We start from the raw sequence: 24216 nt of genomic DNA on the forward strand, positions 1-24216 counted from the left end.
CGGTGTAAAAATAGGGCTCAGTCGGCTAATATTGCTGCGAACGACTTTTGTCCTTCCTGTCTGCTCCTTCCGGAGCAATCTACTCTAAGATACGGCTGACTAATGACTGATAACACCCGAGGCACTCCTGCGCCTGAACGCCTGCAACCTAGTGGACTGGTTCGGCGATTTCTTTCTCGCGATAAAACCCCCGTTTCTGTTCTTTTTCTTGCCGCGTTGGTAGGGCTGTTAACCGGATTGCTTGCGACCTTGTTCGAGATCGGGGTGCATTGGGTTTCGGAGCAACGCACCGTGTGGTTGCGTGATGTGATCAGCAGTGTTTTTCCCTTGTGGTTAGTGGCTTTTATTATCAGTGCATCGCTGGCACTGGTGGGATATTTTTTGGTTCATCGTTTTGCACCGGAAGCTGCCGGATCGGGGATCCCTGAAATAGAAGGGGCGATGGATGATATGCGCCCGGTTCGCTGGTGGCGGGTATTACCGGTAAAATTTATCGGTGGTCTGGGCGCTTTGGGATCCGGCATGGTATTGGGCCGTGAAGGCCCGACGGTCCAGATGGGCGGAAATCTTGGCCGTATGGTGTCTGATATCTTCCGCTTGAAAGATAAGGAAGGCCGCCATGCTTTGTTGGCTTCTGGTGCTGCCGGTGGTTTAGCCGCTGCTTTTAATGCCCCGCTGGCTGGCATTATGTTTGTGGTTGAGGAAATGCGTCCACAATTTCGTTACAGTTTGATCTCCATTAAATGTGTCATGATCTCGGCAATCGTTGCGAATATTGTTTTTCGCAGTATTAAGGGTCAGCATGCGGTGATCACGATGCCGCAATATGACGCACCAATGCTGAAAGCGCTGTGGTTATTTTTATTGCTGGGGATGTTTTTCGGTGTGTTCGGGGTGATTTTCAATCGCCTGATCACGTTGTCACAAGATTTGTTTGTCCGTATTCACCGCAATGATCGTAAGCGTTATCTGATCACCGGTACCTTGCTGGGCGGTTGTTTTGGTTTGATATTGTTGTATCTGCCAGAATTGACGGGGGGCGGGATTGCCATTATTCCCAATGCGACTAATGGTGATTACAGTATCAGTCTATTGCTGATCTTGTTCTTAGCCCGGGTGGCAACGACCTTATTGTGCTTTGGCTCGGGGGCACCCGGTGGCATTTTTGCTCCGATGCTGGCATTGGGCACCTTGTTTGGCACTTTTTTTGGTTCTGTTGCTCAGCTAATGTTCCCGGAGTTAGGACTGGAACCCGGTATGTTTGCGATTGCCGGAATGGGAGCGCTATTTGCCGCGACAGTACGGGCACCGATCACCGGTATTTTGCTGGTTATTGAGATGACCAATAATTATGATCTGATCTTACCATTGATTATCACGACCCTGGGTGCCACTATGCTGGCACAGGTGCTAGGTGGTCAGCCAATTTATTCACAATTGCTGCTTCGCACGATTAAGAAAGAAAAATTACGGCAAGATAACCGATCTGATGTGGTGAATACTTGAACGAGATAGTCAGGTATTAGATAATCAGATTAATTACCGCATGTGTTTGAGAGGTTTTTAATGAGCGATGCCAATTTGCCACTGACGTTTTCTGATGTTGCTGCGAAGAAAGTGAAAGCGCTAATCGCCGAAGAAGAAAACCCGGAGCTGAAACTACGCGTTTATATCACCGGTGGTGGTTGCAGTGGTTTCCAGTATGGCTTTACTTTTGATGAAAAAGTGAATGATGGCGATATGACGATCGAGAACAGCGGGGTGACTCTGGTGGTTGATCCCATGAGCCTGCAGTATCTGATCGGTGGTGTTGTTGATTACACTGAAGGGTTGGAAGGTTCTCGTTTCTTCGTGAATAACCCCAATGCAACCACTACTTGTGGTTGTGGCGCATCATTCAGCGTGTAGACGTTTAGCGTGATACCGAATAGGTAAAAGAAAAGCCGTCACAATGTGACGGCTTTTTTGTTTGCTTTGTTTTGCTGACCTGATTAGCCCCGGTTGGCAATTAACGGGCTGTTGTCAGCCAGCAGCTGGCTAAATTGAGTTAGCTGGCTTAATCTCTCACTGGCATGCTTCTGGAAGGCGTTTTTCTTTTTGCCTTGCAGCGACTGCGCTTGTGGTAATTTCACCGTACGGGGGTTTTTGTGAACGCCGTTGACCAGAAATTCATAGTGCAGGTGAGGGCCGGTAACGCGCCCGGTTCCACCTAATGTCCCCACAACCTGTCCTTGTTTAACACGCTGTCCGGTTTTAACCTTTCGCTTCGTCATGTGCAGGTACTTCGTGATGTAAGTAGAGCTATGGCGAATAAACACATAGTTACCATTGAACTGGTTGTAACCCGATTTCAACACCACGCCATCGCCTGCTGCCCAGATCGGCGTACCAACAGGGGCCGCATAATCGGTGCCTCGGTGGGCTTTTACCTTACCTGTCACAGGGTGCAGGCGGCGTGGATTGAAGTTTGAGCTGACATAACGGAAATTAATCGGTGAACGGAGGAAGGCCTTACGCATGGCATTGCCATTTTGATCGTAATATTTGCCGTCTTCGCTACGTACTGCGGTAAATGTCTGGCCCAGGTTGGTAAAGGTGGCTGCCAGGATATTGCCACGGCCAATGGGGTCACCTTCGACAAAGTGCTCTTCAAAGAGCACCGAGAACTTGTCACCTTCACGGATATCCAGGGCAAAGTCGATATCCCAGCCAAAGATGCCTGCAATCTCCATGATCTGGTTGGCGGTTAAACCCGCTTTATCTGCTGCATTCCAGAAGCTCGACGTGATTGTTGCCTGGGCAAAGTTGAATTGGGTGTCGATTTTTTTCTTTTCTTCCTTGGAATGGAAGGTGTCTCCAGCCCGAGTGATAACAAGGGTCTGGGTGGCATTTTTCGGTTGGATCAGCTGGATCAGATCATTCTTATCATCAAAGCCAAATTTTAGGGTATCGCCCGGACGTAATGACGTCAGGCTTTTGGTGCCTTCATCGGCATTGACTAAACGATACAGGGTACCCGGGCTCAATCCGACGTTATCAAACACCACAGCCAGGCTTTCGCCGGACTGTACTTGGTGATTTTTCCATCTTAAAGCCGGATATTGCGGTTCTTCATCTTCTATCGCGGGTTTTAGCTGATGCGAGTCAAGGCTGAGATCCAGCGAGTAGGCTTTACCAATTTCAAACTTACGCTCCGTCTGGGCGACTTTTTCAGGACCCGGAATAAGGAGCAGCAGTACCACAAAGGCACTGAGGAAAGTGATGAGGATTTGATGCATCCTTGGCAGTCGGGCAAGTTTCGATAGTAACATTGGTAAAGTAATTTAAGCGCAAAAGGAAAAAATAAGACAACGCCTAGTCTAACTGGTTTCAAAAAACATCTCTATTGAAGTAAGATGGTTGATTATAACTTTTTTGCCAATTCTGTGGGAGCGAACAAGAATGGCCAGCATTGAACAAGCTTTAGCTGAAATTAAGCGTGGTGTTGATGAGCTGATTCCAGAAGAAGAGCTGATTGCCAAATTAAAAGAAAACCGTCCTTTACGGATTAAATTAGGTGCCGATCCAACCGCTCCTGATATTCACTTAGGTCACACCGTCATTCTTAACAAGCTGCGTACTTTCCAGGAACTCGGCCATGACGTCACTTTCCTGATCGGTGACTTTACCGGAATGGTTGGCGATCCTACGGGTAAAAATACGACGCGTCCGCCGCTAACGCGCGAAGACGTGCTGGCGAATGCTGAAACCTATAAAGAGCAGGTTTTCAAAATTCTTGATCCGGCTAAAACCAAAATCGAGTTTAACTCTTCATGGTTATCTGATCTTGGTGCTGAGGGTTTAATCCGTCTTGCAGCCAACCAGACGGTTGCTCGCATGCTTGAGCGTGACGATTTTAAAAAGCGTTACAACGAAGGTCGTCCGATTGCGATCCACGAGTTCATGTATCCGCTGCTGCAAGGTTACGACTCCGTTGCAATGGAAACGGACGTAGAGCTTGGCGGCACCGATCAGAAATTCAACCTGCTGATGGGCCGTGAATTGCAGAGAGCCCATGGCCAGAAGCCTCAGGTTGTCCTGACCATGCCTCTTCTTGTTGGCCTGGACGGCGAGAAGAAGATGTCTAAATCAGCCAATAACTACATTGGTATTGCTGATGTGCCAAACGAGATGTTCGGTAAGATCATGTCTATCTCTGATGATCTGATGTGGAATTACTACGAGCTGCTTTCTTTTCGTCCGATCGAAGAAATCGAGCAGTTCAAAGTCGATATGGCGAACGGTCAGAACCCTCGTGATATTAAAATCCGCCTTGCGAAAGAAATCATTGCGCGCTTCCATTCTGAAGCGGATGCCGATGCGGCAGAGCAAGAGTTCATCAATCGCTTCCAGAAAGGTGCGATGCCAGACGAAATGCCTGAATTCGATTTCGAAGCAGGTATCGCGATTGGTAACCTACTGAAAGATGCGGGTCTGGTTAACTCAACCTCTGATGCTATGCGTATGATCCGTCAGGGCGCGGCTAAAATCGACGGTGATAAAATCGAAGATACTAAGCTGGTACCTGCAGCGGGAACTGCGGTTTATCAGGTTGGTAAGCGTAAGTTTGCACGTGTCACATTAAAGTAATGCTTTCTGAGATGACTTGTTGATCGAAAAAAGGCGCTTAAAGCGCCTTTTTTTTGGATGTTTATTGAGGTTTACCCCCGCAGGGCTAACGTTGGTAGCGATAAATGCCAGCGGATTGCCGCAAGGCGAATCGTCAGGGTGGTTATGATCCCTGCCAGAGTTGCAACCGCAGGATCAACGTGGAAGTTCAAGCCTACGGTATGAATGATACCGCCAAGAATACAGGCTGTAGCATACACTTCGGTACGCAATACCATGGGGATTTCTCTGGCCAGTACATCACGGATCACGCCACCGCCACAGCCAGTAATAACCCCCATAATAACCGCGACCATAGGTGACGCACCAAAACGCAGGGCTTTTTCCACTCCGATGGCAACAAACACCGCCAGGCCGATGGCATCGGCGACCGGCAGAAAGTACCACGGCATGCGTTTAGGACGGCGGACGGCCAGCATTGCGAGAAAGCAAGTAACCAAAATAACCCACAGGTAGCTGGTATCAGTGATCCAGAATACCGGGGTTGCCCCCAAAGCCATATCACGGATCGTACCACCGCCAATAGCCGTTACACTGGCCAGTACAACCACACCAAAAGGGTCCATTCGTAAACGGCCCGCCAGTAACACACCCGATGCAGCGAAAACGGCAGTGCCGAACATATCGAGAATATAGATAAGCATGTCTGTACCTATTGGAGAAGAGAGCGAGAGAAGCCGGCTGAGATTGTACGAGGAAATGAAACAGGCTCAACTTGGTGACATCGCTTTGTGAGCCGATTCACATCTAATGTTGATAACCTGTTACAAGTCGTTTTTTCTTACGCTATCCAGCAACTCGCAAACCTGTTGGACGGCTTTGATAGAACGTGGGGTCGGACGGTTTAACCAATCAGCTTGCAAGGTGAAAATATGTTGGTTATCCACAGCAGGCAATTTGCCTTGCCACTTATTCCAGACACGGGTGTCAGTGCCTGAGTGGGGAGTGCCAAATATCACCTCGGGTTGGCGAGTAACCACCTGCTCTTCAGAGACTTGTGGGTAGGTCGCAATACTGTCACCGAAGATATTCTGCCCGCCACAGACGGTAAATATCTGAGTCGGCCAGCTACCATTGGCCGCGGTAATGATCGGCGAAGCGCTCAGCTGATAGAAAAAACGAACAGGGCGAAGGTTCTGGTGCTGAAGCTGAAGGTCGGTTAATTGCTGGCGGAACTGATTTGCGGTTTTGGCGGCGTATTCTGGCTGGGCAGAATACTGGCCAAGGGCCTCAATCGTATCAGCAATATCTGCCAGTTGGGTGGGATTTGAGTAATAAACTTCGATACCTAATTGTTCTAGCTTAGCCATTTCCCGCGGTGGGTTTCCTCCTTTCCAGGCCAGGATCAGGTCCGGTTTCAGGGCGACTATCCGTTCGAGTTTAACGCCGCGGTAGTTGGCCACCCGTTCCAGTTTGGTGGCCGCTTCCGGATAATCGCTGTAATCACTGGCTGCGATTAATTGGTCACCAAGGCCTGCGGCATAGGCCAGTTCCGTCGTGTGGGGAGACAGGCTGATGACTCGCTCAACAGCTTGGTTGGCAGCACTGATGGCTGAAAAAAATAGTAAACAGAGACAGATCAGGCGCACTTATATTTCTCCTTTAAATATGAAAATGAGGGCGCTTTGAATGATCACCCAGATAAGCAGCCGACTGGTGAGCAACTGTTGTATTTGGGCTAAATGAAATGCAGCCGGAGCGATTTTCCCACCGACACGGGGGCGCTCCCTTTTTCTATCATCATAGATGGCAGGTCCACCCAGTGATAACGATAACTTATGACCGGTTGCTATCAGTAACCAGCCGGGGCCGGGTAGCAGCCAGTCTTCCCCTTGTTTCATCAGGCCTTGTAATGCCGTTTTCCCATTGTGACCAATACTGATCAGCAAGGCTAAAATTCGCAGTGGTACAATATCCAATATCGCAAGAATGCGTACTGCGGGAAGACCAAAGACATCATATTGATGTCGGCTTGGTGACCATGACCGAGCCAGACTGACGGCTAAACGATATAAGAGAGCCCCGATCCCACCAGCTAGGGCATACCAGAATAAAACCCCGGCAACTAAGCGGCCATAGCTGAGTATCTGCGTTTCAGCGCCAGCCTTACCCAGCCCCAGTAATGACAGGTTCTCAGTATTTCTATTGAGGGGATAGGCCAGTAACTGGCGACAGCGAGTTTTGTCTTCTTTGGCGTAAGCGCTGATAAAGTGTTTGCTGAGTCTGGCGGTGTTTTTCCAATCAAGCGCCATCCATAACAGGGTTAACTGAAACAGAGTTTCTATCCATACCAGCTGGTGAAGCGCAATGAGTAAGATAAGTACCGTGACCCACATCAGCGCCCAGGCCAGCAAGCCTGAAAGTAAGCGTTGGCGGCGATTATCTTTAGGGTTATTCACCTTATCTGCGATTAAAATCGCTAAACGTTGCCAGATCTGCAGAGGATGAAGCGCGGCGGGAATGGGAATAAACCAATGAATGGCTAACGCTCCCCACAGTGCAAGCAGGGAGCTGTTATTAAGCAAGAGCGCCAGGGTATCAGTCATTACTGATTCAATAGCTCAACCATTTTAGCAACCATGATTGACGAACTCTTTGCCGCGAGTGGCAGGAACTCTTCAAAGCTCATTGGTGATTCTTTGTCAGCCACATCAGAGATGGCACGAACCACCACAAAAGGGATCTCAAACTGATGACAAGCCTGAGCAATCGCTGCGGCTTCCATTTCTACTGCGATAACTGTCGGGAAGTTCTGGCGAATGAAGTTCTGCTTTTCAGCGCTGCAGACAAAGGCATCGCCGGTACAGATCAGGCCGCGAACCGCATGCATGTCACCCATAGTCGCCAGTGCCTGTTCTGCGCAGTTCATCAGTTTTTCGTCTGATGTAAACGCGGCTGGTTGCTGTGCCATCTGACCGACTTCGTAACCAAATGCCGTCACATCAGCATCGTGGTAACGTACTTCCGTTGAAATAACCACATCACCCAGATTCAGGCTTGGGGCAAAACCACCGGCAGAGCCAGTATTCAGTACGACATCTGGCTGGAAAATTTCCAGTAAAACAGCCGTACCAACGGCCGCCGCAACTTTACCGATGCCAGATTGCAACAAGACAACATCAGCACCGTTCAGGGTACCGGTGTAAAAGGTACAACCTGCTTTTTTGTGGGTTTCGGAGTGAGTCAGTTGCTCTTTCAGGATGGCAACTTCTTGCTCCATCGCGCCAATAATGCCGATTTTCATCAATCTGTTCTCTTGTTGGTCAATACTTGTTGCGCGGGTCGCAACGAATAAATTGGTAGTGGGCGTAATTGTAACACGGAGCAGGAAAGGTTGAAGTAACAAAAAACGAGAGGCTGGATAGCACTCTCGTTATTTTCCGGACAGCGTGTGGAGAACAGCTTTGCTCTTTAATTCATGGGTTAGACGTTGAGGTAATCAAGGATCCCCTGTGCCGCCAAACGCCCTTCATTAATGGCCGTTACGACTAAATCAGAGCCACGTACTGCATCACCACCGGCAAAAATCTTCTCGTTGGATGTCTGGAACTGATAGCGCGATTCTTCCGGGGCTTTGATCCGGCCATTTTGATCCAATTCGACATTAAAGTTTTCCAGCCAAGGCATGGCATGCGGTTGGAAACCAAAGGCCATAATAACGACATCGGCATCCAGTACGTGTTCGCTGCCTTCAACAAGTTCAGGGTGACGACGCCCTGCTTCATCTGGCGCCCCCAACTCTGTGTTGACGACGTTAATGCCTGTTACCTGGCCTTGGTCATTAATGTGGATACTCAGAGGCTGCAGGTTAAACATGAAATTAACCCCTTCCTCTCGGGCATTTTTAAATTCACGTCTGGAGCCCGGCATATTGGCTGCATCGCGACGATAAGCACAGATCACTTCTTTCGCGTTCTGGCGAATAGAGGTACGCACGCAGTCCATTGCCGTATCTCCGCCTCCGAGCACGACCACCCGTTTTCCTTTCATATCGAGATAGTCAGCGTCACTTTTCAGGCCCATCACCCGGAAGGCATTGGAAACTAAGAATGGCAGCGCGTCGTAAACGCCCTGGGCATTTTCATTTTCCAGACCCGCCCGTATGTTTTTATACGTACCGACCCCCAGGAAAACCGCATCATACTCACTGAGCAGCTGTTTCATCTGGATGTCTTTACCAATCTCGGTATTGAGGCGGAAATCAACCCCCATCTCAGTGAAGATTTCGCGGCGATTGGCCATCACACTTTTTTCCAGTTTGAATGATGGGATCCCAAAGGTCAGTAAGCCACCAATCTCCGGGTAGCGATCAAAGACCACGGGTTTAACGCCGTTGCGAACCAGAATATCGGCACACGACAAACCGGCCGGACCCGCACCGATAATCGCGACTTTTTTGTCGACCCACTCAACATGGGACMTGTCTGGTTTCCAGCCCATTTCAAAGGCTTTATCGGTAATGTATTTTTCGATATTGCCGATAGCAACTGCGCCAAAGTCATCATTCAAGGTACAGGAACCTTCACACAACCGATCTTGCGGACATACCCGGCCACACACTTCTGGCAGGGTGTTAGTCTGGTGTGCCAGTTCAACCGCTTCGAGGATCCGCCCCTCATTGGCTAAGTTTAACCATTGCGGGATGTAGTTATGTACAGGACATTTCCATTCGCAATACGGGTTACCACAATCAAGACAGCGATCAGCCTGAGCACTGGCTTGTTGCGGAGTAAAAGGTTCGTAGACTTCGACAAACTCAATTTTACGAATGTTGAGCGGCTTTTTAGGCGGATCAACGCGCTCGACATCAATAAATTGGTAAACGTTCTGGCTCATTCGGTTTCCCTTCCTTATTGTGCTTGAACGCGCAGCTCAGCAGCTGAACGGCTTTGATGACCCAAGAGGGTATTTACGTCGGCAGACTTTGGTTTTGCCAGATAGAACTTAGGGATCCACTGGTCGAAATCTGCCAGGATCTCCTGAGCCCGGCTTGATCCTGTCTCTTCCAGATGACGATCAATCAGGCCCCGCAGGTGTTCCTGGTGAATTTTCAGATTATCCAGCGGCAGTGCATCAATCAGCTCCGGGTTCACCCGACCTGCGAAATCACCGTCTTCATCGAGGATGTAGGCAAAACCTCCCGTCATGCCAGCGCCGAAGTTAACCCCGGTCTTACCTAGAATCGCGACAATACCGCCCGTCATGTATTCACAGGCGTTGTCGCCAGCCCCTTCTACGATTGCTATCGTGCCGGAGTTTCGTACCCCGAATCGTTCACCGGCGGTACCTGCGGCAAACAATTTGCCCCCGGTTGCGCCATACAGGCAGGTGTTGCCGATAATCGTCGCTTCATGAGATTTAAACGCGGAACCCACCGGTGGTCTGATAACGATCTTACCGCCAGTCATGCCTTTGCCGACGTAGTCGTTGGCATCACCGGTCAGATACAGGTTCAGGCCGCCGGCATTCCAGACGCCGAATGACTGGCCCGCAGTACCGGTCAGGTGCAGGTTGACTGGCTGAGCGGCCATACCCTGATTACCATAGCGCAGGGCAATTTCACCTGACAGGCGGGCACCAATCGAGCGATCGGTATTGCGGATATTATGGAACAGATCCGCACCGCTGCGATTTTCAATCGCCGGTAATGCTTCAGTGAGCAGGGTATTGCTTAACTGCGCGGGATCAAACGGGGTGTTTGGTTCGCTGCAATACAGGGTTTTACCTTCGACGGGGGCAGGGGCATGCAGCAGGCCACTCAGATCCAGCTTGTTTTGTTTGGCAGTAACCCCTTCGATCACGGCGAGCAGATCGGTGCGGCCGATCAGATCGGTGAGTTGCACCACCCCCAGCCGGGCCAGTAACTCACGGACTTCCTGGCCTAAACCAATAAAGTAATTCATCACCTGCTCCGGCAGGCCTTTAAAGAAGTCACGGCGCAGCGTCTCATCCTGGGTGGCTACCCCGGTGGCGCAGTTATTAAGGTGGCAGATACGGAGGTATTTACAGCCCAGAGCCACCATAGGTGCAGTACCAAAGCCGAAACTTTCAGCCCCCAGAATGGCGGCTTTTATCACATCGAGACCGGTTTTCAGGCCGCCATCAACTTGCAGGCGAATTTTATGACGTAACCCGTTGGCGACCAGCGCTTGCTGGGTTTCGGCTAAGCCGAGTTCCCATGGGCTACCTGCATATTTCACCGAGCTTAACGGACTGGCACCGGTACCGCCGTCGTAACCGGAGATAGTGATCAGATCGGCATAGGCTTTAGCCACACCCGTTGCGATAGTGCCCACACCGGGTTCAGAAACCAGCTTGACCGATACCATAGCTTTTGGGTTGACTTGTTTTAAGTCGAAGATCAACTGGGCCAGATCCTCGATAGAGTAAATATCGTGATGCGGAGGGGGGGAGATCAGGGTGACCCCCGGTACGGCAAAACGCAGTTTAGCGATCTCGGTCGTGACTTTGTGACCAGGGAGCTGGCCACCTTCTCCGGGTTTCGCGCCTTGAGCAACTTTGATCTGAATTACGTCTGCATTGACGAGATAATGTGGTGTTACGCCAAAACGACCGGATGCCACCTGCTTAATGCGAGAGTTACGTTCATTACCAAAACGACGCGGGTCTTCGCCCCCTTCCCCCGAATTCGAACAACCGCCTAAGCGGTTCATAGCAATTGCCAGGGATTCGTGAGCTTCAGGGCTGAGGGCACCAATTGACATTGCCGCGGAGTCAAAGCGTTTATATAACTCTGTAGCAGCTTCAACCTGCTCTATTTCGATCGGGTTTTCTGGCTCTTTGAGCTTCAGCAGATCACGAATCGCAGAGATTGGACTCTCATTGACGATAGTGGCAAACGAAAGGTAATCCTGGTAATCACCTGTTTTAACCGCCTTTTGCAGTGTGCTGACGACATCGGGGTTGTAAGCGTGGAACTCCCCGCCATGAACATATTTCAGCAGACCACCATGTTCAATCGGTTTGCGTTTCAACCAGGCCCGGCGAGACAAGTTAAACAGATCTTGCTGGAAGTCTTCGAAGCCGGCACCGGATATGCGGCTTGAGACGCCTTTAAAGCACAGATCAATGACTTCCTGATGCAGTCCAACCGCTTCAAACAGCTGGGAGCAACGGTAAGAGGCGACGGTAGAAATGCCCATTTTCGACATGATCTTGTACAGACCTTTGTTCATGCCGTCGCGGAAGTTCATCATTATTTCACGGTAGGGTTTGGTAATCGCACCGCTGTCGATGAGCTTCCCCAGTGACTCATACGCTAAATATGGATAAACCGCAGTGGCACCGAAGCCGATGAGTACTGCGAACTGGTGCGGATCGCGAGCCGTCGCCGTTTCAACGATCATGTTGGCATCGCAACGTAAATTGGTTGCCACTAAGCGGTTTTGCACTGCGCCCACCGCCATCGCCGCCGGGATCGGCAGCTTGTCCTGGTCAATGCCGCGGTCAGACAGTACGATCAGTACGGTACCACTGCGTACCAGGCGTTCAGCCTGATCACACAGATCATTAATGGCTTGCTTGAGGTTTTTCTCGCTCGGATCATAGTTGATATCGATGATGCTGTTGCGATAGTACTGACTATCGAGTTCGAGCAACTGAACCAGATCGGAGTACAGCAGTACGGGGGAATTGAAGGCCACCCGATAGGCATGGCCATCGGTTTCGCTGAACACGTTCATTTCGCGGCCGATACAGGTTGCCAGCGACATCACGTGTTTCTCACGTAAAGGGTCGATGGGCGGGTTGGTGACCTGAGCAAACATCTGGCGGAAGTAATCGGTGGCGGCGCGCTCTTTCGATGACAGTACGGCCATCGGGGCGTCATCCCCCATAGATCCTGTCGGCTCCTGGCCATTTTCACCGACAACCCGTAATACCTGATCAAGCTCTTCACGGTTAACGCCGAAGAGTTTCTGGTAAGTCTGGAGTTCATGGTCGTCTAAGGATCGGCTGCCGACCTGATCGTCACCCAGCTCTTTGAATGGGATCAGGCGTTTGACGTGGCTGTCCATCCATTCTTTGTATGGATGGCGGCTCATCAGCTCGTTATCGATGTCATTGGAATGCCAGATCTTGCCAAATTTGGTATCTATAACCAGCAGTTCACCCGGTCCGACACGGCCTTTTTCTGCCACTTCATCAGGGGCGTAATCCCAGATCCCCACTTCTGAGGCGAGGGTGATCAGCTTGTCTTTGGTGATCACATAGCGGGCAGGGCGCAGACCGTTGCGGTCAAGGTTACAGGCGGCATAACGGCCATCTGACATCACGATACCAGCCGGGCCATCCCACGGCTCCATGTGCATGGAGTTAAAGTCGTAGAATGCGCGAAGTTCGGGCTTCATATCCGGGTGGTTTTGCCATGCAGGTGGAACCAGCATGCGCATCGCACGGAACAGATCGAGACCGCCCGCCAGAAATAGCTCCAGCATGTTATCGAGGCTGGAAGAATCCGAGCCGGTCTCATTCACAAACGGTGTGGCGGTTTGCAGATCCGGCAGCAAGGGGGAAGCAAATTTGTATGCGCGTGCACGCGCCCACTGGCGATTACCGGCAATGGTATTGATCTCGCCGTTATGGGCTAAGTAACGAAATGGCTGAGCCAGTGGCCAGCGGGGCTGGGTATTGGTCGAGAAGCGCTGGTGGAACAGGCAAATGGATGATTCCAGGCGTAAATCAGCGAGATCGGTATAGAACTTGGGCAAGTCAGCGGGCATGCATAAGCCTTTGTAGACAGTAACTTGCGTTGATAAGCTGCAGATGTAGAAATCAGGATCGTCAGTAATACGTTTTTCAATGCGGCGTCGGGCAATATACAGGCGACGATCGACATCTCGTGGCTTCCAGCCCGCTGGTGCATTAATAAATACCTGCTCAATATCAGGCAAAGATTCTGTGGCAATGGGGCCTAATACCCGTGGGTTGATTGGCACTTCACGCCAGCCAATAATTGATAAGGTTTCTTTGGCGAGTTCTTCGTTGATAATGATACGGGCTTGTTCGGCTCTGACTGGATCCTGACTGAGAAATAGCATGCCGATCGCAAATTCGCGTGCGAGTTTCCAGCCTTTTTCCTCTGCCACAATACGATAAAAGCTCTCGGGCTTTTTCATTAACAGACCGCAGCCGTCACCGGTTTTGCCATCAGCTGCGATACCACCACGGTGGGTCATACGATCCAATGCCGATATCGCGGTACGAACAAGTTTGTGGCTGGTTTCACCCTCAATATGGGCAATTAAACCAAAACCACAATTATCTTTTTCCAGCGTTGGGTCATACAGTGTCATTGCAACTCTCCCTTGCTTCCGCCAGCTCAGCTGAGCAGTGTTACTGCATAATTATGACAACCTCCCTGATCGTCATTTCTGCTTCCAGCAACTTTCAAGTTAACGGCAATTTACAAAAAGATCAAATAACCATTACATTCCGTCTTTATTTCAGTAATTACAGCAGATTTTTCTTATTAGGCATTGTTTTTTTTGATGGCCTAAGTTTGATTTAGTATTTCATTTACATTTTTCAGAGGGGAAGAAGGCTGAGTGTTAGGTAGGGAAAGGAAGATTTAATACCAAATCCATTAATTAGCTCAAGTCGTCAGTTTGGTATACAAAAAAGCCAGCTCACAAGAGCTGGCTTTTACATAAAGTACAATCAGATGTCTGATCAGGCTCGTGACAGCATCAGTGAATGAGCTTTCGCTTCCAGGTTGGTATTACCCATCAGGAAGTCATCAATTTCACGGGCACATTCACGGCCTTCATTGATACAGCGAACAACCAGAGACTGGCCGGTACGCATATCACCCGCAGCAAAGACACCTTTCTGGCTGGTGGCAAAACCTGTTGTTGCGACATTGCCACGTTCATCCAGTTTGATATCCAGCTGGGCTAAGACACCGGTTGGTTCCGGGTGTAAGAAGCCCATCGCCAGAAACGCCATATCACATGGAATGATGCGCTCAGAGCCGGCGACTTCATCAAAGCCCGGACGCTCACCGGGTTTCGCTTCCTGCCACTGAATATCTGCAATACGCAGGGCTTTCACGTTACCGGCTTCATCACCGATGAACTCTTTAGTCAGAATATTCCAATGACGCTCACAGCCTTCTTCATGTGAAGTGGATGTTTTCATGATCATCGGGTAAGACGGCCAGGGTTGATGGGTTGGACGCTTCTCTGGCGGGATCGGCATGATCTCGACCTGGGTAACACTTACCGCGCCATGACGGTTAGAGGTTCCGACACAGTCTGAACCGGTATCACCGCCACCGATAACCACAACATGCTTACCTTTAGTGTGAATTTCTTCACTCTTAAGATCCATGTCGTTGGCACGTCGGTTGTTCTGCGCAAGGAATTCCATTGCATAATGAACCCCCTTAAGCTCACGGCCGGGGATTGGCAAGTTGCGTGGTACGGTTGAGCCGCCCGTTAGCAGTACAACATCAAAGTCCTGACGAAGTTGCTGTGCGTTAATCTCAACACCGATATGGGCGTTGACCTCGAACTTAATTCCCGCTTCGGCCATTAAGTTGATTTTACGGTCAATGATATCCATACCCAGCTTGAAATCCGGAATACCAAAACGGAGCAGACCGCCGACTTTTTCATCACGCTCAAACACCGTGACGCAGTGACCTGCACTGTTCAGCTGTTCAGCAGCTGACAAACCGGCCGGGCCTGAACCGATAATCGCAATGGTTTTACCGGTACGGGAACGTGGTATTTTCGGCTTAGCGTATCCTTCGCGATACGCCGTCTCGACGATTGTTTTTTCAATATTACAGATAGTGATCGGGTCTTGGTTAATCCCCAATACGCAGCCACTTTCACAAGGGGCCGGGCATACACGACCGGTAAATTCAGGAAAGTTATTGGTAGAACTTAGAATGTTCCAGGCTTCTTCCCAGCTGTCACGATAAACCGCATCATTGAATTCGGGAATGATGTTGCCAATCGGGCATGAGTTATGACAGAAAGGCACACCGCAATCCATGCAACGTGATGCTTGTTTGTTGATCTTAGCGCCAAACTCTTTATTCAAGACAAACTCTTTGTTGTCTTGAATACGAACGCTTGGATCTAACTTTTGTGGCAGTTCACGGCCAACTTCTAAAAATCCTGTAGGCTTACCCATTTACGGCCTCCAACTCTTCCTTGTTTTCTGCATCAGCTTTACGCTGTTGCAGTACAGCTTTGTAATCCCTAGGCATCACTTTCACCATTTTTTGAAGGTTCGCTTCAAAGTTGGACAGGAAAGTTTCTGCCACTGTACTACCCGTCAGCTCAATATGTTTGGTGAGCATCTCTTTGAGCAAGTCTTGGTCTTCTTGCTCAATCGGGTCAAGATCGACAAGCTCTGGATTCAGTTTAGTTTCGAAATCATCGAATTGGTCCCAAACATACGCCACACCGCCACTCATACCGGCTGCGAAGTTACGCCCTGTCTGGCCCAGGATGATGGCAACACCACCTGTCATGTATTCACAGCCGTGGTCACCAACACCTTCAACAACCACTTTCGCACCTGAGTTACGGACACAGAAACGCTCGCCAGCCAGACCGCGAATAAATGATTCACCGGATGTCGCACCGTAGAAGCAGACGTTACCCACAACGATGTTATCTTCCGGGATAATGTCGGAGTTCGTATTCGGATAAAGTACCAAGGTTCCGCCAGAGAGACCTTTACCCCAGTAATCGTTGGCATCACCTTCGACTTCAAATTTCACGCCTTTCGCGAGGAAGGCACCAAGACTCTGGCCCGCAGAGCCATTGAACTTGACGTTCATTGGTTGTGGTAACCCCTGGTCTTTATAGATTTTTGAAATCTCGTTCGACAGCATGGCACCGGTACTACGATCGGTGTTGATGATGTCAAATTCAACGTCGACTTGTTTACCTTCGTAAAGAGCAGGCGCTGCAGCTTCAATCAGTTTACGGTCAAGGACATTTTCTAAGTTATGTTCTTGCTGACGCTGATTGTAGATCCCGTCTTCTTCACGTGCCGGCTCGTTAAATAGCACAGGGCTCAGATCAAGATTCTTGTATTTCCAGTGACCGATATCGTCACGGATTTTCAGTTTGTGAGATTGACCCACCATCTCTTCGATAGTGCGGAAGCCTAGCTCTGCCATCACTTCACGCAGGCCTTCAGCCATGTACTGGAAGAAGGTAATCACATCATCTACGCGACCATCAAAGCGCTCACGTAATGTTTTGTTCTGAGTGGCGATACCGACAGGACAGGTATTCTTATGACACTTACGCATCATGATACAGCCTTCAACAACCAATGCAGCGGTTGCGACACCCCACTCTTCAGCCCCCAGCAGTGTGGCTACTGCAAGGTCGCGCGGCGTTTTCATCTGACCGTCTGACTGAACAACAATACGGTTACGCAGGCCGTTTTTCAGCAGGGTCTGGTGAGTTTCTGCCAGGCCAAGTTCCCAAGGTAAACCAGTGTGGCGAATTGATGAGATTGGCGATGCACCGGTACCACCATCAAAACCGGCAATCAGAACGACATCAGCTTTGGCTTTCGCGACACCGGAGGCAATCGTACCGACACCGGCTTCTGATACCAGCTTTACGTTTACGCGACCCTTGCGGTTAGCATTCTTCAAATCGTAGATCAGCTGAGCCAAATCTTCGATTGAGTAAATGTCGTGGTGCGGCGGTGGTGAAATCAGGCCGACTCCAGGAGTGGAGTGACGGGTAGCGCCGATCCAGTCATCGACTTTATCACCCGGTAGCTGACCACCTTCACCAGGCTTCGCGCCCTGAGCCATCTTGATCTGAATTTCGTCAGAGTTAGTCAGGTAGTAAGAGGTTACACCAAAGCGACCTGAAGCGACCTGCTTGATCGCAGAGCGTTCCCAGTCACCGTTGTCTTTCTTCTCGAAGCGATCCGGATCTTCACCGCCTTCACCTGAGTTAGATTTCGCACCGATGCGGTTCATTGCAACGGCCAGTGTAGAGTGTGCTTCGTACGAGATGGAGCCAAAGCTCATTGCACCGGTTGCGAAACGCTTCAGGATGCTCTCGATTGGTTCTACTTCAGCCAGCGGAATCGCACCTGCAGGGTTTTTAATGAACTCAAGCTGGCTACGCAGGGTTGCCGCATGGTCACCTTGAGAATCAACCGCATGGCAGTATTCTTTAAACTGGCTGTAATCTTTGCCGCGGGTAGATTGTTGCAGCAGTGAAATCGTTTCAGGGTTGAACAGGTGTTTTTCACCACGCTGTTTCCACTGGTAGACGCCGCCCACATCCAGCATTTGAATTGGGATTTCGCGAGTCGGGTAACCAACACGGTGACGAATAAGTACTTCCTGGGCTATGTCATCGATGGTCAGACCCTGAATTCGGGAAACCGTACCGGTGAAGTATTTATCAACGACAGATTTGCTGATCCCCAGCGCTTCAAAAATCTGTGCGCCGTGGTATGACTGCAGGGTTGAAATACCCATCTTCGAGAAGATCTTAAGCAGGCCGCCATTCACACCTTTACGGTAGTTATTGAATAACTCGTCTGTTGCCAACTCAGGGTCTAGCTTGCGTTTTTTCTGCAGATCAACCAGCGTTTCTGTTACCAGGTACGGGTTAACCGCGTTAGCACCGTAACCGACCAGGGTGGCAAAGTGGTGCGTTTCACGTGCGTCACCGGTTTCAACAATGATGTCACACTTCGCTCGCAGACCTTTGCGGATCAGGTGGTGATGCACAGCGCCTACCGCAAGCATCGCAGGGATCGCGGCATGGTTTGAGTTAACTGCACGGTCAGTCAGAATGATGATTGAGTAGCCATCAAGCACCGCATCTTCTGAGTACTGACAAATACGCTTTAGCGCTCGTTCTAATTTGCCTTGTTCACCATTGGCACGGAATACGATATCCAGCGTTTTAGCCTGCAAGTGCTCTTTATCGATAGCTCGCAGCTTTTCAAGTTCAGCGTTTGATAGTACCGGTGATTCCAGTTCGACTTTCTGGCAGTGCTCGGGGGTCTCTGTCAGCAGATTCTGATCTTTACCGAGGTAAGTGTTCAGCGACATCACCATACGCTCACGGATCGGATCGATCGGCGGGTTGGTGACCTGGGCAAATAGCTGTTTGAAGTAGTTCGACAGGTGCTGTGACTGGTGCGAAAGAATCGCCAGTGGCCAGTCGGCCCCCATTGCACCGAGAGGCTCGTAACCTGCTTTTGCCAAAGGAACGATGATTTCGTTCACTTCTTCAGAGCTCATACCAAACGCTTGCTGGTGGTGAAGAAGACGTTCTGGTGTTGGCTGGTGGTGCATGTTATCAGCTTCAGGTAGCGCTTTCAGAGTCAGCAGGTTGTCTTTAACCCATTGCTCATAAGGCTGTGCTGTCGCAATGTTGTCTTTGACTTCTTCATCAGAAATAATCCGGCCTTGTTCCAGATCGGCAACGAAGATACGGCCCGGTTGCAGACGGCCACGGTACAGAACATTTTTCGGTTCAATCTCTACTACGCCTGATTCAGATGCCATCACCAGGAAGTCATCTTTGGTCACGGTATAACGTGACGGGCGCAGGCCGTTACGGTCAAGTGTTGCACCTACCTGAACACCATCGGTAAAACAGACAGACGCTGGGCCATCCCACGGTTCCATCACGTTAGCGTGGTACTGATAGAACGCACGGCGTTTCGGATCCATGTTTTTGTTTTCTTGCCACGCTTCAGGGATCAGCATCATCAATGCGTGTGGCAGGCTACGGCCAGAAAGAACCAGCAGCTCCAGCGCCATGTCGAAGTTAGATGAATCTGAACTGCCTTCCTGACAGATAGGAAGCAGCATGTCGATCTCTTGCTGACTGAACAGGTCAGATTCAAGAATGGCTTCACGTGCCTTCATCCAGTTCAGGTTGCCGCGAACAGTATTGATTTCACCGTTGTGGGCAATGTAACGGAATGGTTGAGCCAGGCGCCATCTTGGGAAGGTGTTGGTCGAGAAACGAGAATGCACCAATGCCAGCGCGGTAACCATGGATGGGTTTTGCAAGTCTAAGAAATATTGCGGAACTTGCTCAGTGGTTAGCTGACCCTTATAGACCAAGGTTTTATACGACAATGAGTTGATGTAGAAGTCATCGCCAATATTTGAAATGCTTTCGAGGCAAACACGAACGGTATAGTTACGAAGTACATACAGTTTACGTTCAAGCACGGCAGGGTCTAAGTTAGCACCGCCGGTAATAAATACGTGTTCAAACTGTGGTTCAGTGCTGAGTGGATCTTCACCGATCATTGAGTTGTCGACCGGCAGTACACGGTAGCCAATCACTTCAAGATCAAGGCGCTTTGCATTACGCTCTAAAATATCGCGACATTGCTGACGTTTGTGCTCGTCTTTAGGGAACAGCACAACACCGACACCGTACTTATCAAATGACGGTAGTTTAATGCCTTGTTTTACAGTTTCTTCTAATAAAAACTCATGGGGTTTTTGCAGAAGAATACCGGCACCGTCACCACTGCATGGATCGCAACCCTGGCCGCCACGGTGCTCCATACGGGCGAGCATATCGAGGGCTTGAGTTACAATCTCGTGAGATTTACGGTTTTTCAGGTGGGCGACAAAGCCGATACCGCAGGCATCGTGCTCCAATTCAGGCACATAGAGTCCCTGGGCGTTAAGCTCTTGATCTGTCATAGATACATCCTTCCAGTTTTAACAAGCCCTTATCCAAAGGCTTGGTTATCCCTAATCTTATTGTCGCATTTTCATCGAGCTTTATACGCGGACGGCTTGTCCGGCTCATTGATGAGATGCGTGTTTGCTATGGGATGAAGTTCTTATTCATTAGCAAACTAAATTCTGAAGTGCTTTTGATCTGGTATGCAAAAACACTGCAGTTTTGCCAAATGGGTGACATAAATCACTATTTTAAGAGGAGATTTAGTCACATTTGTTGTTCATAATTTGCACACAAGTGTAACTATCCTACATTTTTGATACATTAATTACCAACAAAAATTAGCGCCAAATTGGCATTAAATCCCCATCCTCTGCATTTAAACCGTTTCAATATGAGTAGATATTCGATAATGGTTCTCACTATGAATACTGACCGGCCTTAGCACCAACTAACCCTTATTTTTTTCATGGTTTTATGGTGGGGGTAAAGAATACTATTTGTGGTTTTTTATCAACAATAAAAATACGATGCGTAGCCGGCATGAGATGGTTTGGGTATATACGTTTTTTTCTTGCTTTGGCACAACATTCTGTGGCGGCTGTGATGTTACTCTGCGCGGCTTTAAAATAATCCAGCAAAATAGTTGCAGGTTATTCCGCGTGTTCCTTGTTAAGAATATGCGACAACGCATACAGAGATAAAAACTTAGGTGAAATGATGCAGCTGCACGAATTAGTCAATACATTTGGACAAGATCTCCAGCGTCGCTATGGCGAGAAGGTGCATAAACTGAGCCTGCATGGTGGCTTTAGTTGTCCAAATCGCGATGGCACGATCGGACGGGGCGGTTGTACTTTTTGTAATGTGGCTTCTTTTGCTGATGAACAAGCCCAGTACTTACCGATAAGCCAGCAACTTGCTCAACGTGCCGCTCAAACGGACAGGGCGAAGCGTTATCTGGCTTATTTTCAGGCTTATACCAATACCTACGCTGAAGTTCAGCTTTTGAAAAATATGTATGAAGAGGCATTACAAGCTGCAGATATTGTGGGCTTATGTGTAGGTACGCGCCCCGACTGTGTTCCTGATGCGGTGTTAGATTTATTGGCGGGGTATTGTCAGCAAGGGTATGAAATCTGGCTTGAGCTCGGGTTGCAAACTGCCAACGATAAAACCTTAAAACGGATTAATCGCGGGCATGATTTTGCTTGCTACGAGCAAGTCACAAAGCGTGCTCGTGCATTGGGGATCAAGGTGTGTACCCATTTAATTGTCGGGCTGCCGGGCGATACGAAAGACGATAACCTCGATACCATCAGGCGCACAATCGCCGTCGGTGTTGATGGCATTAAGCTTCATCCGCTGCATATTGTGGAAGGCAGTAAAATGGGGCAAGCCTGGAAAGCCGGTCGCCTTGAAGCGCTGAGCTTTGAAAAGTATGTCGATATTGCTTCTGAGATGATCCGTCTGACCCCTCCTGATGTGGTTTATCATCGTGTTTCTGCCAGCGCACGTCGTCCCACATTGTTAGCCCCTACGTGGTGTGAAAACCGCTGGTTAGCGATGACTGATATCGGTCGGAATCTGGATCAGTTCGGCGCGCAGGGGACAGCATTGAACCAGCCATTCGTCTATCAGCCTGTCACACCTAAAAAATCATGACCGGTAATACCAATCAGATAATTGTCTTGATTGGTATAACGATTCATCTCATCTGCAATTATGTTAGATTAGTCAGGCGTCATCAATTAACTGATTGATAACAGCTTGTTGTCTTTGTGGCTGTGTCTGGTTGGTTGCATATGCCTGATGATATGATCAGGTGAGTTGTTATTGCTGCTCGGGAATGCATGGTGTTTTTCAATCGTAGTTTGCTCTTTTTTTCATTATTGCTCTGCCCTTCGCCAGGCTGGACTGCTTTTTCTGTTGCGGAGATGGCCAGTCCGATCCTTGTGTTTACTCTGATGGTGCTGCTTATTGTCCTGGGCTGCGCGGTGTTTGTACTCGTCTGGCATAATATTGAAGCCTCTTCATTTAAAAAAATGTATGCCACTCTGACAAATATGCCCGTTGCGGTCGTGATCGTCAGAAGTAAAGACGGCGCGCTGTTATATGCCAATAAAACCTGCCGGGAGTTGATCGGAGCACGTAAAGTCGGTAGCAGCTATTTTTATCCGGATGATATCGAACCCCAGATGATCTGCGATCTGTTACGCCCTTATAGTAATGACAAAAAGGGGCGAGGCAGAAGTGAAGTGCTGCAGTTATCGGATCGCATGGCATTGAAGTTACAGGTTTCAGGTCAGCAGGTTCGCTATAAATGGCAATCTGCCTGGATGCTGTTTTTGTTCAAACCACAAGATCAGCAGTCAACCCAAATCCAGCTGGAGCAAGAGCAGCGAGTATTCCAGAGCGTGCTTAACTCACTCTCTGAGTTAGTCTATTTTCAGGATAACGCGGGCAATATTCTCGGAACCAATAAAGCGTTTGATCGATTCTGGCGCGGGCGCGTTAATGAAGGCTTGATCGACAGTGACGAAATTTCGTTTTCAGGCGAAGCGTCGTTATCTGACAATAACTCGACACATACCTGGACGACCTCGCCGGATGGTTCAAGTCGGCTACTGGAAACGAATAAGACGTTACTCATTGATGATCATGGCGAAACTATCGGTACCCTGAGTATCAGCCATGATGTGACCGACTGGCATGAGATGCAGGAAAGCCTGAAGCAAGAAATTGAGAAACGGGAAGTCACAGAGCAAGCGCTTGCCCAGCGGAATAACCTACTGGATACGATCTTAAGTGCGAGCCAGGATCCTATCGGTCTGTATAACGAACATTGGGTATATGTCGGTTGTAATGAACCGTTTGCTCATTCACTCGGTTACACCCAGGAAGAGTTGCTGGGTAAAGTGGCTTCTGATGTGCTTGAACCGGATAAATGGGAAATATTTGAAGATATCGATCGCGAGGTGATGGAAAAAGGAGTCACCAGCAAGACTGAAGATTACGTGATCCTGAAAGATGGAACGCCGATTTGGTACGAAGTCGCAAGATCTCCTTATTGTGATCCAACTGATGGATCTGTGGGTGTATTGCTCATGGCGCGTGATGTCACTGAACGTAAAATGGCGGAGCAACAATTAGCTGACGCGATCATGGAGCTCCAGGAGCTCAGCTTTGTTGATAGCCTGACTAAAGTCGCCAACCGCCGTAGTTTTGATGAGCTGTTGCGTAGAATGTGGCATAACCATGTGCGTGAACAAAAGTCGCTGACGTTAATTTTATGCGATATCGACTACTTTAAAGCGTTTAATGATAACTATGGTCATCAGCAAGGTGATTTTGCCTTGCGGGAAGTGGCAAAAGTGCTGCGCAGTGTCATACATCGTGAAACTGACGAGGTTGCCCGTTACGGCGGGGAAGAGTTTGCCTTCCTGCTGCCAAACACTGATTTAGAAGGCGGCGAAGTCGTGGCCGCTAATATTCACCGGCAGCTGGCAGCCAAAGGTATTACTCATCAGTATTCTGATGTGGATACGAATCTGACGGTTAGCCTTGGGGTGGCAACACTCATCCCGCTGCCTTCACAGGATTATGGTGATCTGGTCGAAATGGCTGATATTGCGATGTATAAAGCAAAAGCCGCAGGGCGTAACTGTACCATGTCCCTGTCTGATAACGACGCATTGAACAATGACAGTAATTATACCCAACACAATGTAGCCTACATGTGATTTTAAAGCCTGCGATTGCAGGCTTTTTTGGGCAGGAATAACAACATTAAAGTATAACTGTGGGACTTATCCTTTGGATCTGTCACTACGCACGATATTATCGAATGAAGCACTTTTAG

The 24216-nt window shown here is 49.3% G+C and carries 14 protein-coding genes; 5 read left to right on the forward strand and 9 right to left on the reverse strand.

All coding sequences use genetic code 11. From position 1 onward, the window contains the following. The first annotated feature begins 102 nt into the window (after positions 1–102). Both clcA and erpA read left to right on the forward strand, forming a co-directional pair. Positions 103–1506, forward strand: coding sequence for a H(+)/Cl(-) exchange transporter ClcA (gene clcA, locus L4D76_RS07470; RefSeq protein WP_428440292.1), 1404 nt, complete (start codon positions 103–105; stop codon positions 1504–1506). 60 nt (positions 1507–1566) lie between these two features. Continuing rightward, the gene (gene erpA / locus L4D76_RS07475; RefSeq protein WP_428440293.1) at positions 1567–1908 is read left to right on the forward strand and encodes an iron-sulfur cluster insertion protein ErpA; all 342 of its coding nucleotides are present in this window, start codon (positions 1567–1569) and stop codon (positions 1906–1908) included. A gap of 83 nt (positions 1909–1991) precedes the next feature. Here the strand turns inward: erpA and shyC are convergent, their stop codons facing one another. Further along, positions 1992–3311: a peptidoglycan DD-endopeptidase ShyC gene (gene shyC / locus L4D76_RS07480; RefSeq protein ID WP_428440294.1), complete on the reverse strand. Its 1320-nt coding sequence runs from the start codon at positions 3309–3311 to the stop codon at positions 1992–1994. 130 nt (positions 3312–3441) lie between these two features. On the opposite strand from shyC, the gene tyrS reads away from it, so the two are divergent. Further along, entirely contained in the window at positions 3442–4629 is a 1188-nt protein-coding gene (gene tyrS, locus L4D76_RS07485; protein ID WP_428440295.1) for a tyrosine--tRNA ligase, read from the forward strand. 71 nt (positions 4630–4700) lie between these two features. On the opposite strand, the gene L4D76_RS07490 is transcribed toward tyrS, so the two are convergent. The 8 genes from L4D76_RS07490 to gltB (L4D76_RS07525) form a co-directional block, all read right to left on the reverse strand. Continuing rightward, positions 4701–5312 (reverse strand): TRIC cation channel family protein, encoded by a 612-nt coding sequence (locus tag L4D76_RS07490; RefSeq protein WP_428440296.1) that lies wholly within the window; start codon positions 5310–5312, stop codon positions 4701–4703. 120 nt (positions 5313–5432) lie between these two features. Continuing rightward, complete coding sequence (gene btuF, locus L4D76_RS07495) at positions 5433–6257, reverse strand: vitamin B12 ABC transporter substrate-binding protein BtuF (protein ID WP_428440297.1); 825 nt, start codon at positions 6255–6257, stop codon at positions 5433–5435. After that, positions 6258–7214 (reverse strand): cobalamin biosynthesis family protein, encoded by a 957-nt coding sequence (locus L4D76_RS07500; RefSeq protein ID WP_428440298.1) that lies wholly within the window; start codon positions 7212–7214, stop codon positions 6258–6260. It lies immediately after the preceding gene. Further along, entirely contained in the window at positions 7214–7912 is a 699-nt protein-coding gene (gene mtnN / locus L4D76_RS07505; protein ID WP_428440299.1) for a 5'-methylthioadenosine/S-adenosylhomocysteine nucleosidase, read from the reverse strand. The genes L4D76_RS07500 and mtnN overlap by 1 nt, the downstream gene beginning before the upstream one ends. A gap of 179 nt (positions 7913–8091) precedes the next feature. Then, positions 8092–9504: an FAD-dependent oxidoreductase gene (locus L4D76_RS07510; RefSeq protein ID WP_428440300.1), complete on the reverse strand. Its 1413-nt coding sequence runs from the start codon at positions 9502–9504 to the stop codon at positions 8092–8094. Positions 9505–9518: 14 nt separating this feature from the next. Continuing rightward, entirely contained in the window at positions 9519–13982 is a 4464-nt protein-coding gene (gltB, locus tag L4D76_RS07515; protein WP_428440301.1) for a glutamate synthase large subunit, read from the reverse strand. A 376-nt stretch (positions 13983–14358) separates the two neighbouring features. Then, entirely contained in the window at positions 14359–15831 is a 1473-nt protein-coding gene (locus L4D76_RS07520; protein WP_428440302.1) for a glutamate synthase subunit beta, read from the reverse strand. Further along, positions 15824–20371: a glutamate synthase large subunit gene (gene gltB / locus L4D76_RS07525; RefSeq protein ID WP_428440303.1), complete on the reverse strand. Its 4548-nt coding sequence runs from the start codon at positions 20369–20371 to the stop codon at positions 15824–15826. The genes L4D76_RS07520 and gltB (L4D76_RS07525) overlap by 8 nt, the downstream gene beginning before the upstream one ends. A 703-nt stretch (positions 20372–21074) precedes the next feature. On the opposite strand from gltB (L4D76_RS07525), the gene mnmL reads away from it, so the two are divergent. Further along, the gene (gene mnmL, locus L4D76_RS07530; protein WP_428440304.1) at positions 21075–22019 is read left to right on the forward strand and encodes a tRNA modification radical SAM protein MnmL/YtqA; all 945 of its coding nucleotides are present in this window, start codon (positions 21075–21077) and stop codon (positions 22017–22019) included. Between the two features lie 188 nt (positions 22020–22207). Further along, complete coding sequence (locus L4D76_RS07535) at positions 22208–24097, forward strand: sensor domain-containing diguanylate cyclase (protein WP_428440305.1); 1890 nt, start codon at positions 22208–22210, stop codon at positions 24095–24097. Positions 24098–24216: the final 119 nt, after the last annotated feature.

The organism is Photobacterium sagamiensis, from assembly GCF_050337085.1.
GTDB classification, from domain to species: Bacteria; Pseudomonadota; Gammaproteobacteria; order Enterobacterales; family Vibrionaceae; genus Photobacterium; species Photobacterium sagamiensis.

Bases quoted from the DNA above. Each gene is read 5' to 3' on its own strand.
- clcA (WP_428440292.1), top strand. From the start codon at position 103: ATGACTGATAACACCCGAGGCACTCCTGCGCCTGAACGCCTGCAACCT.
- erpA (WP_428440293.1), top strand. From the start codon at position 1,567: ATGAGCGATGCCAATTTGCCACTGACGTTTTCTGATGTTGCTGCGAAG.
- shyC (WP_428440294.1), bottom strand. From the start codon at position 3,311: ATGTTACTATCGAAACTTGCCCGACTGCCAAGGATGCATCAAATCCTC.
- tyrS (WP_428440295.1), top strand. From the start codon at position 3,442: ATGGCCAGCATTGAACAAGCTTTAGCTGAAATTAAGCGTGGTGTTGAT.
- L4D76_RS07490 (WP_428440296.1), bottom strand. From the start codon at position 5,312: ATGCTTATCTATATTCTCGATATGTTCGGCACTGCCGTTTTCGCTGCA.
- L4D76_RS07500 (WP_428440298.1), bottom strand. From the start codon at position 7,214: ATGACTGATACCCTGGCGCTCTTGCTTAATAACAGCTCCCTGCTTGCA.
- mtnN (WP_428440299.1), bottom strand. From the start codon at position 7,912: ATGAAAATCGGCATTATTGGCGCGATGGAGCAAGAAGTTGCCATCCTG.
- gltB (WP_428440301.1), bottom strand. From the start codon at position 13,982: ATGACACTGTATGACCCAACGCTGGAAAAAGATAATTGTGGTTTTGGT.
- L4D76_RS07520 (WP_428440302.1), bottom strand. From the start codon at position 15,831: ATGGGTAAGCCTACAGGATTTTTAGAAGTTGGCCGTGAACTGCCACAA.
- gltB (WP_428440303.1), bottom strand. From the start codon at position 20,371: ATGACAGATCAAGAGCTTAACGCCCAGGGACTCTATGTGCCTGAATTG.
- mnmL (WP_428440304.1), top strand. From the start codon at position 21,075: ATGCAGCTGCACGAATTAGTCAATACATTTGGACAAGATCTCCAGCGT.
- L4D76_RS07535 (WP_428440305.1), top strand. From the start codon at position 22,208: ATGGTGTTTTTCAATCGTAGTTTGCTCTTTTTTTCATTATTGCTCTGC.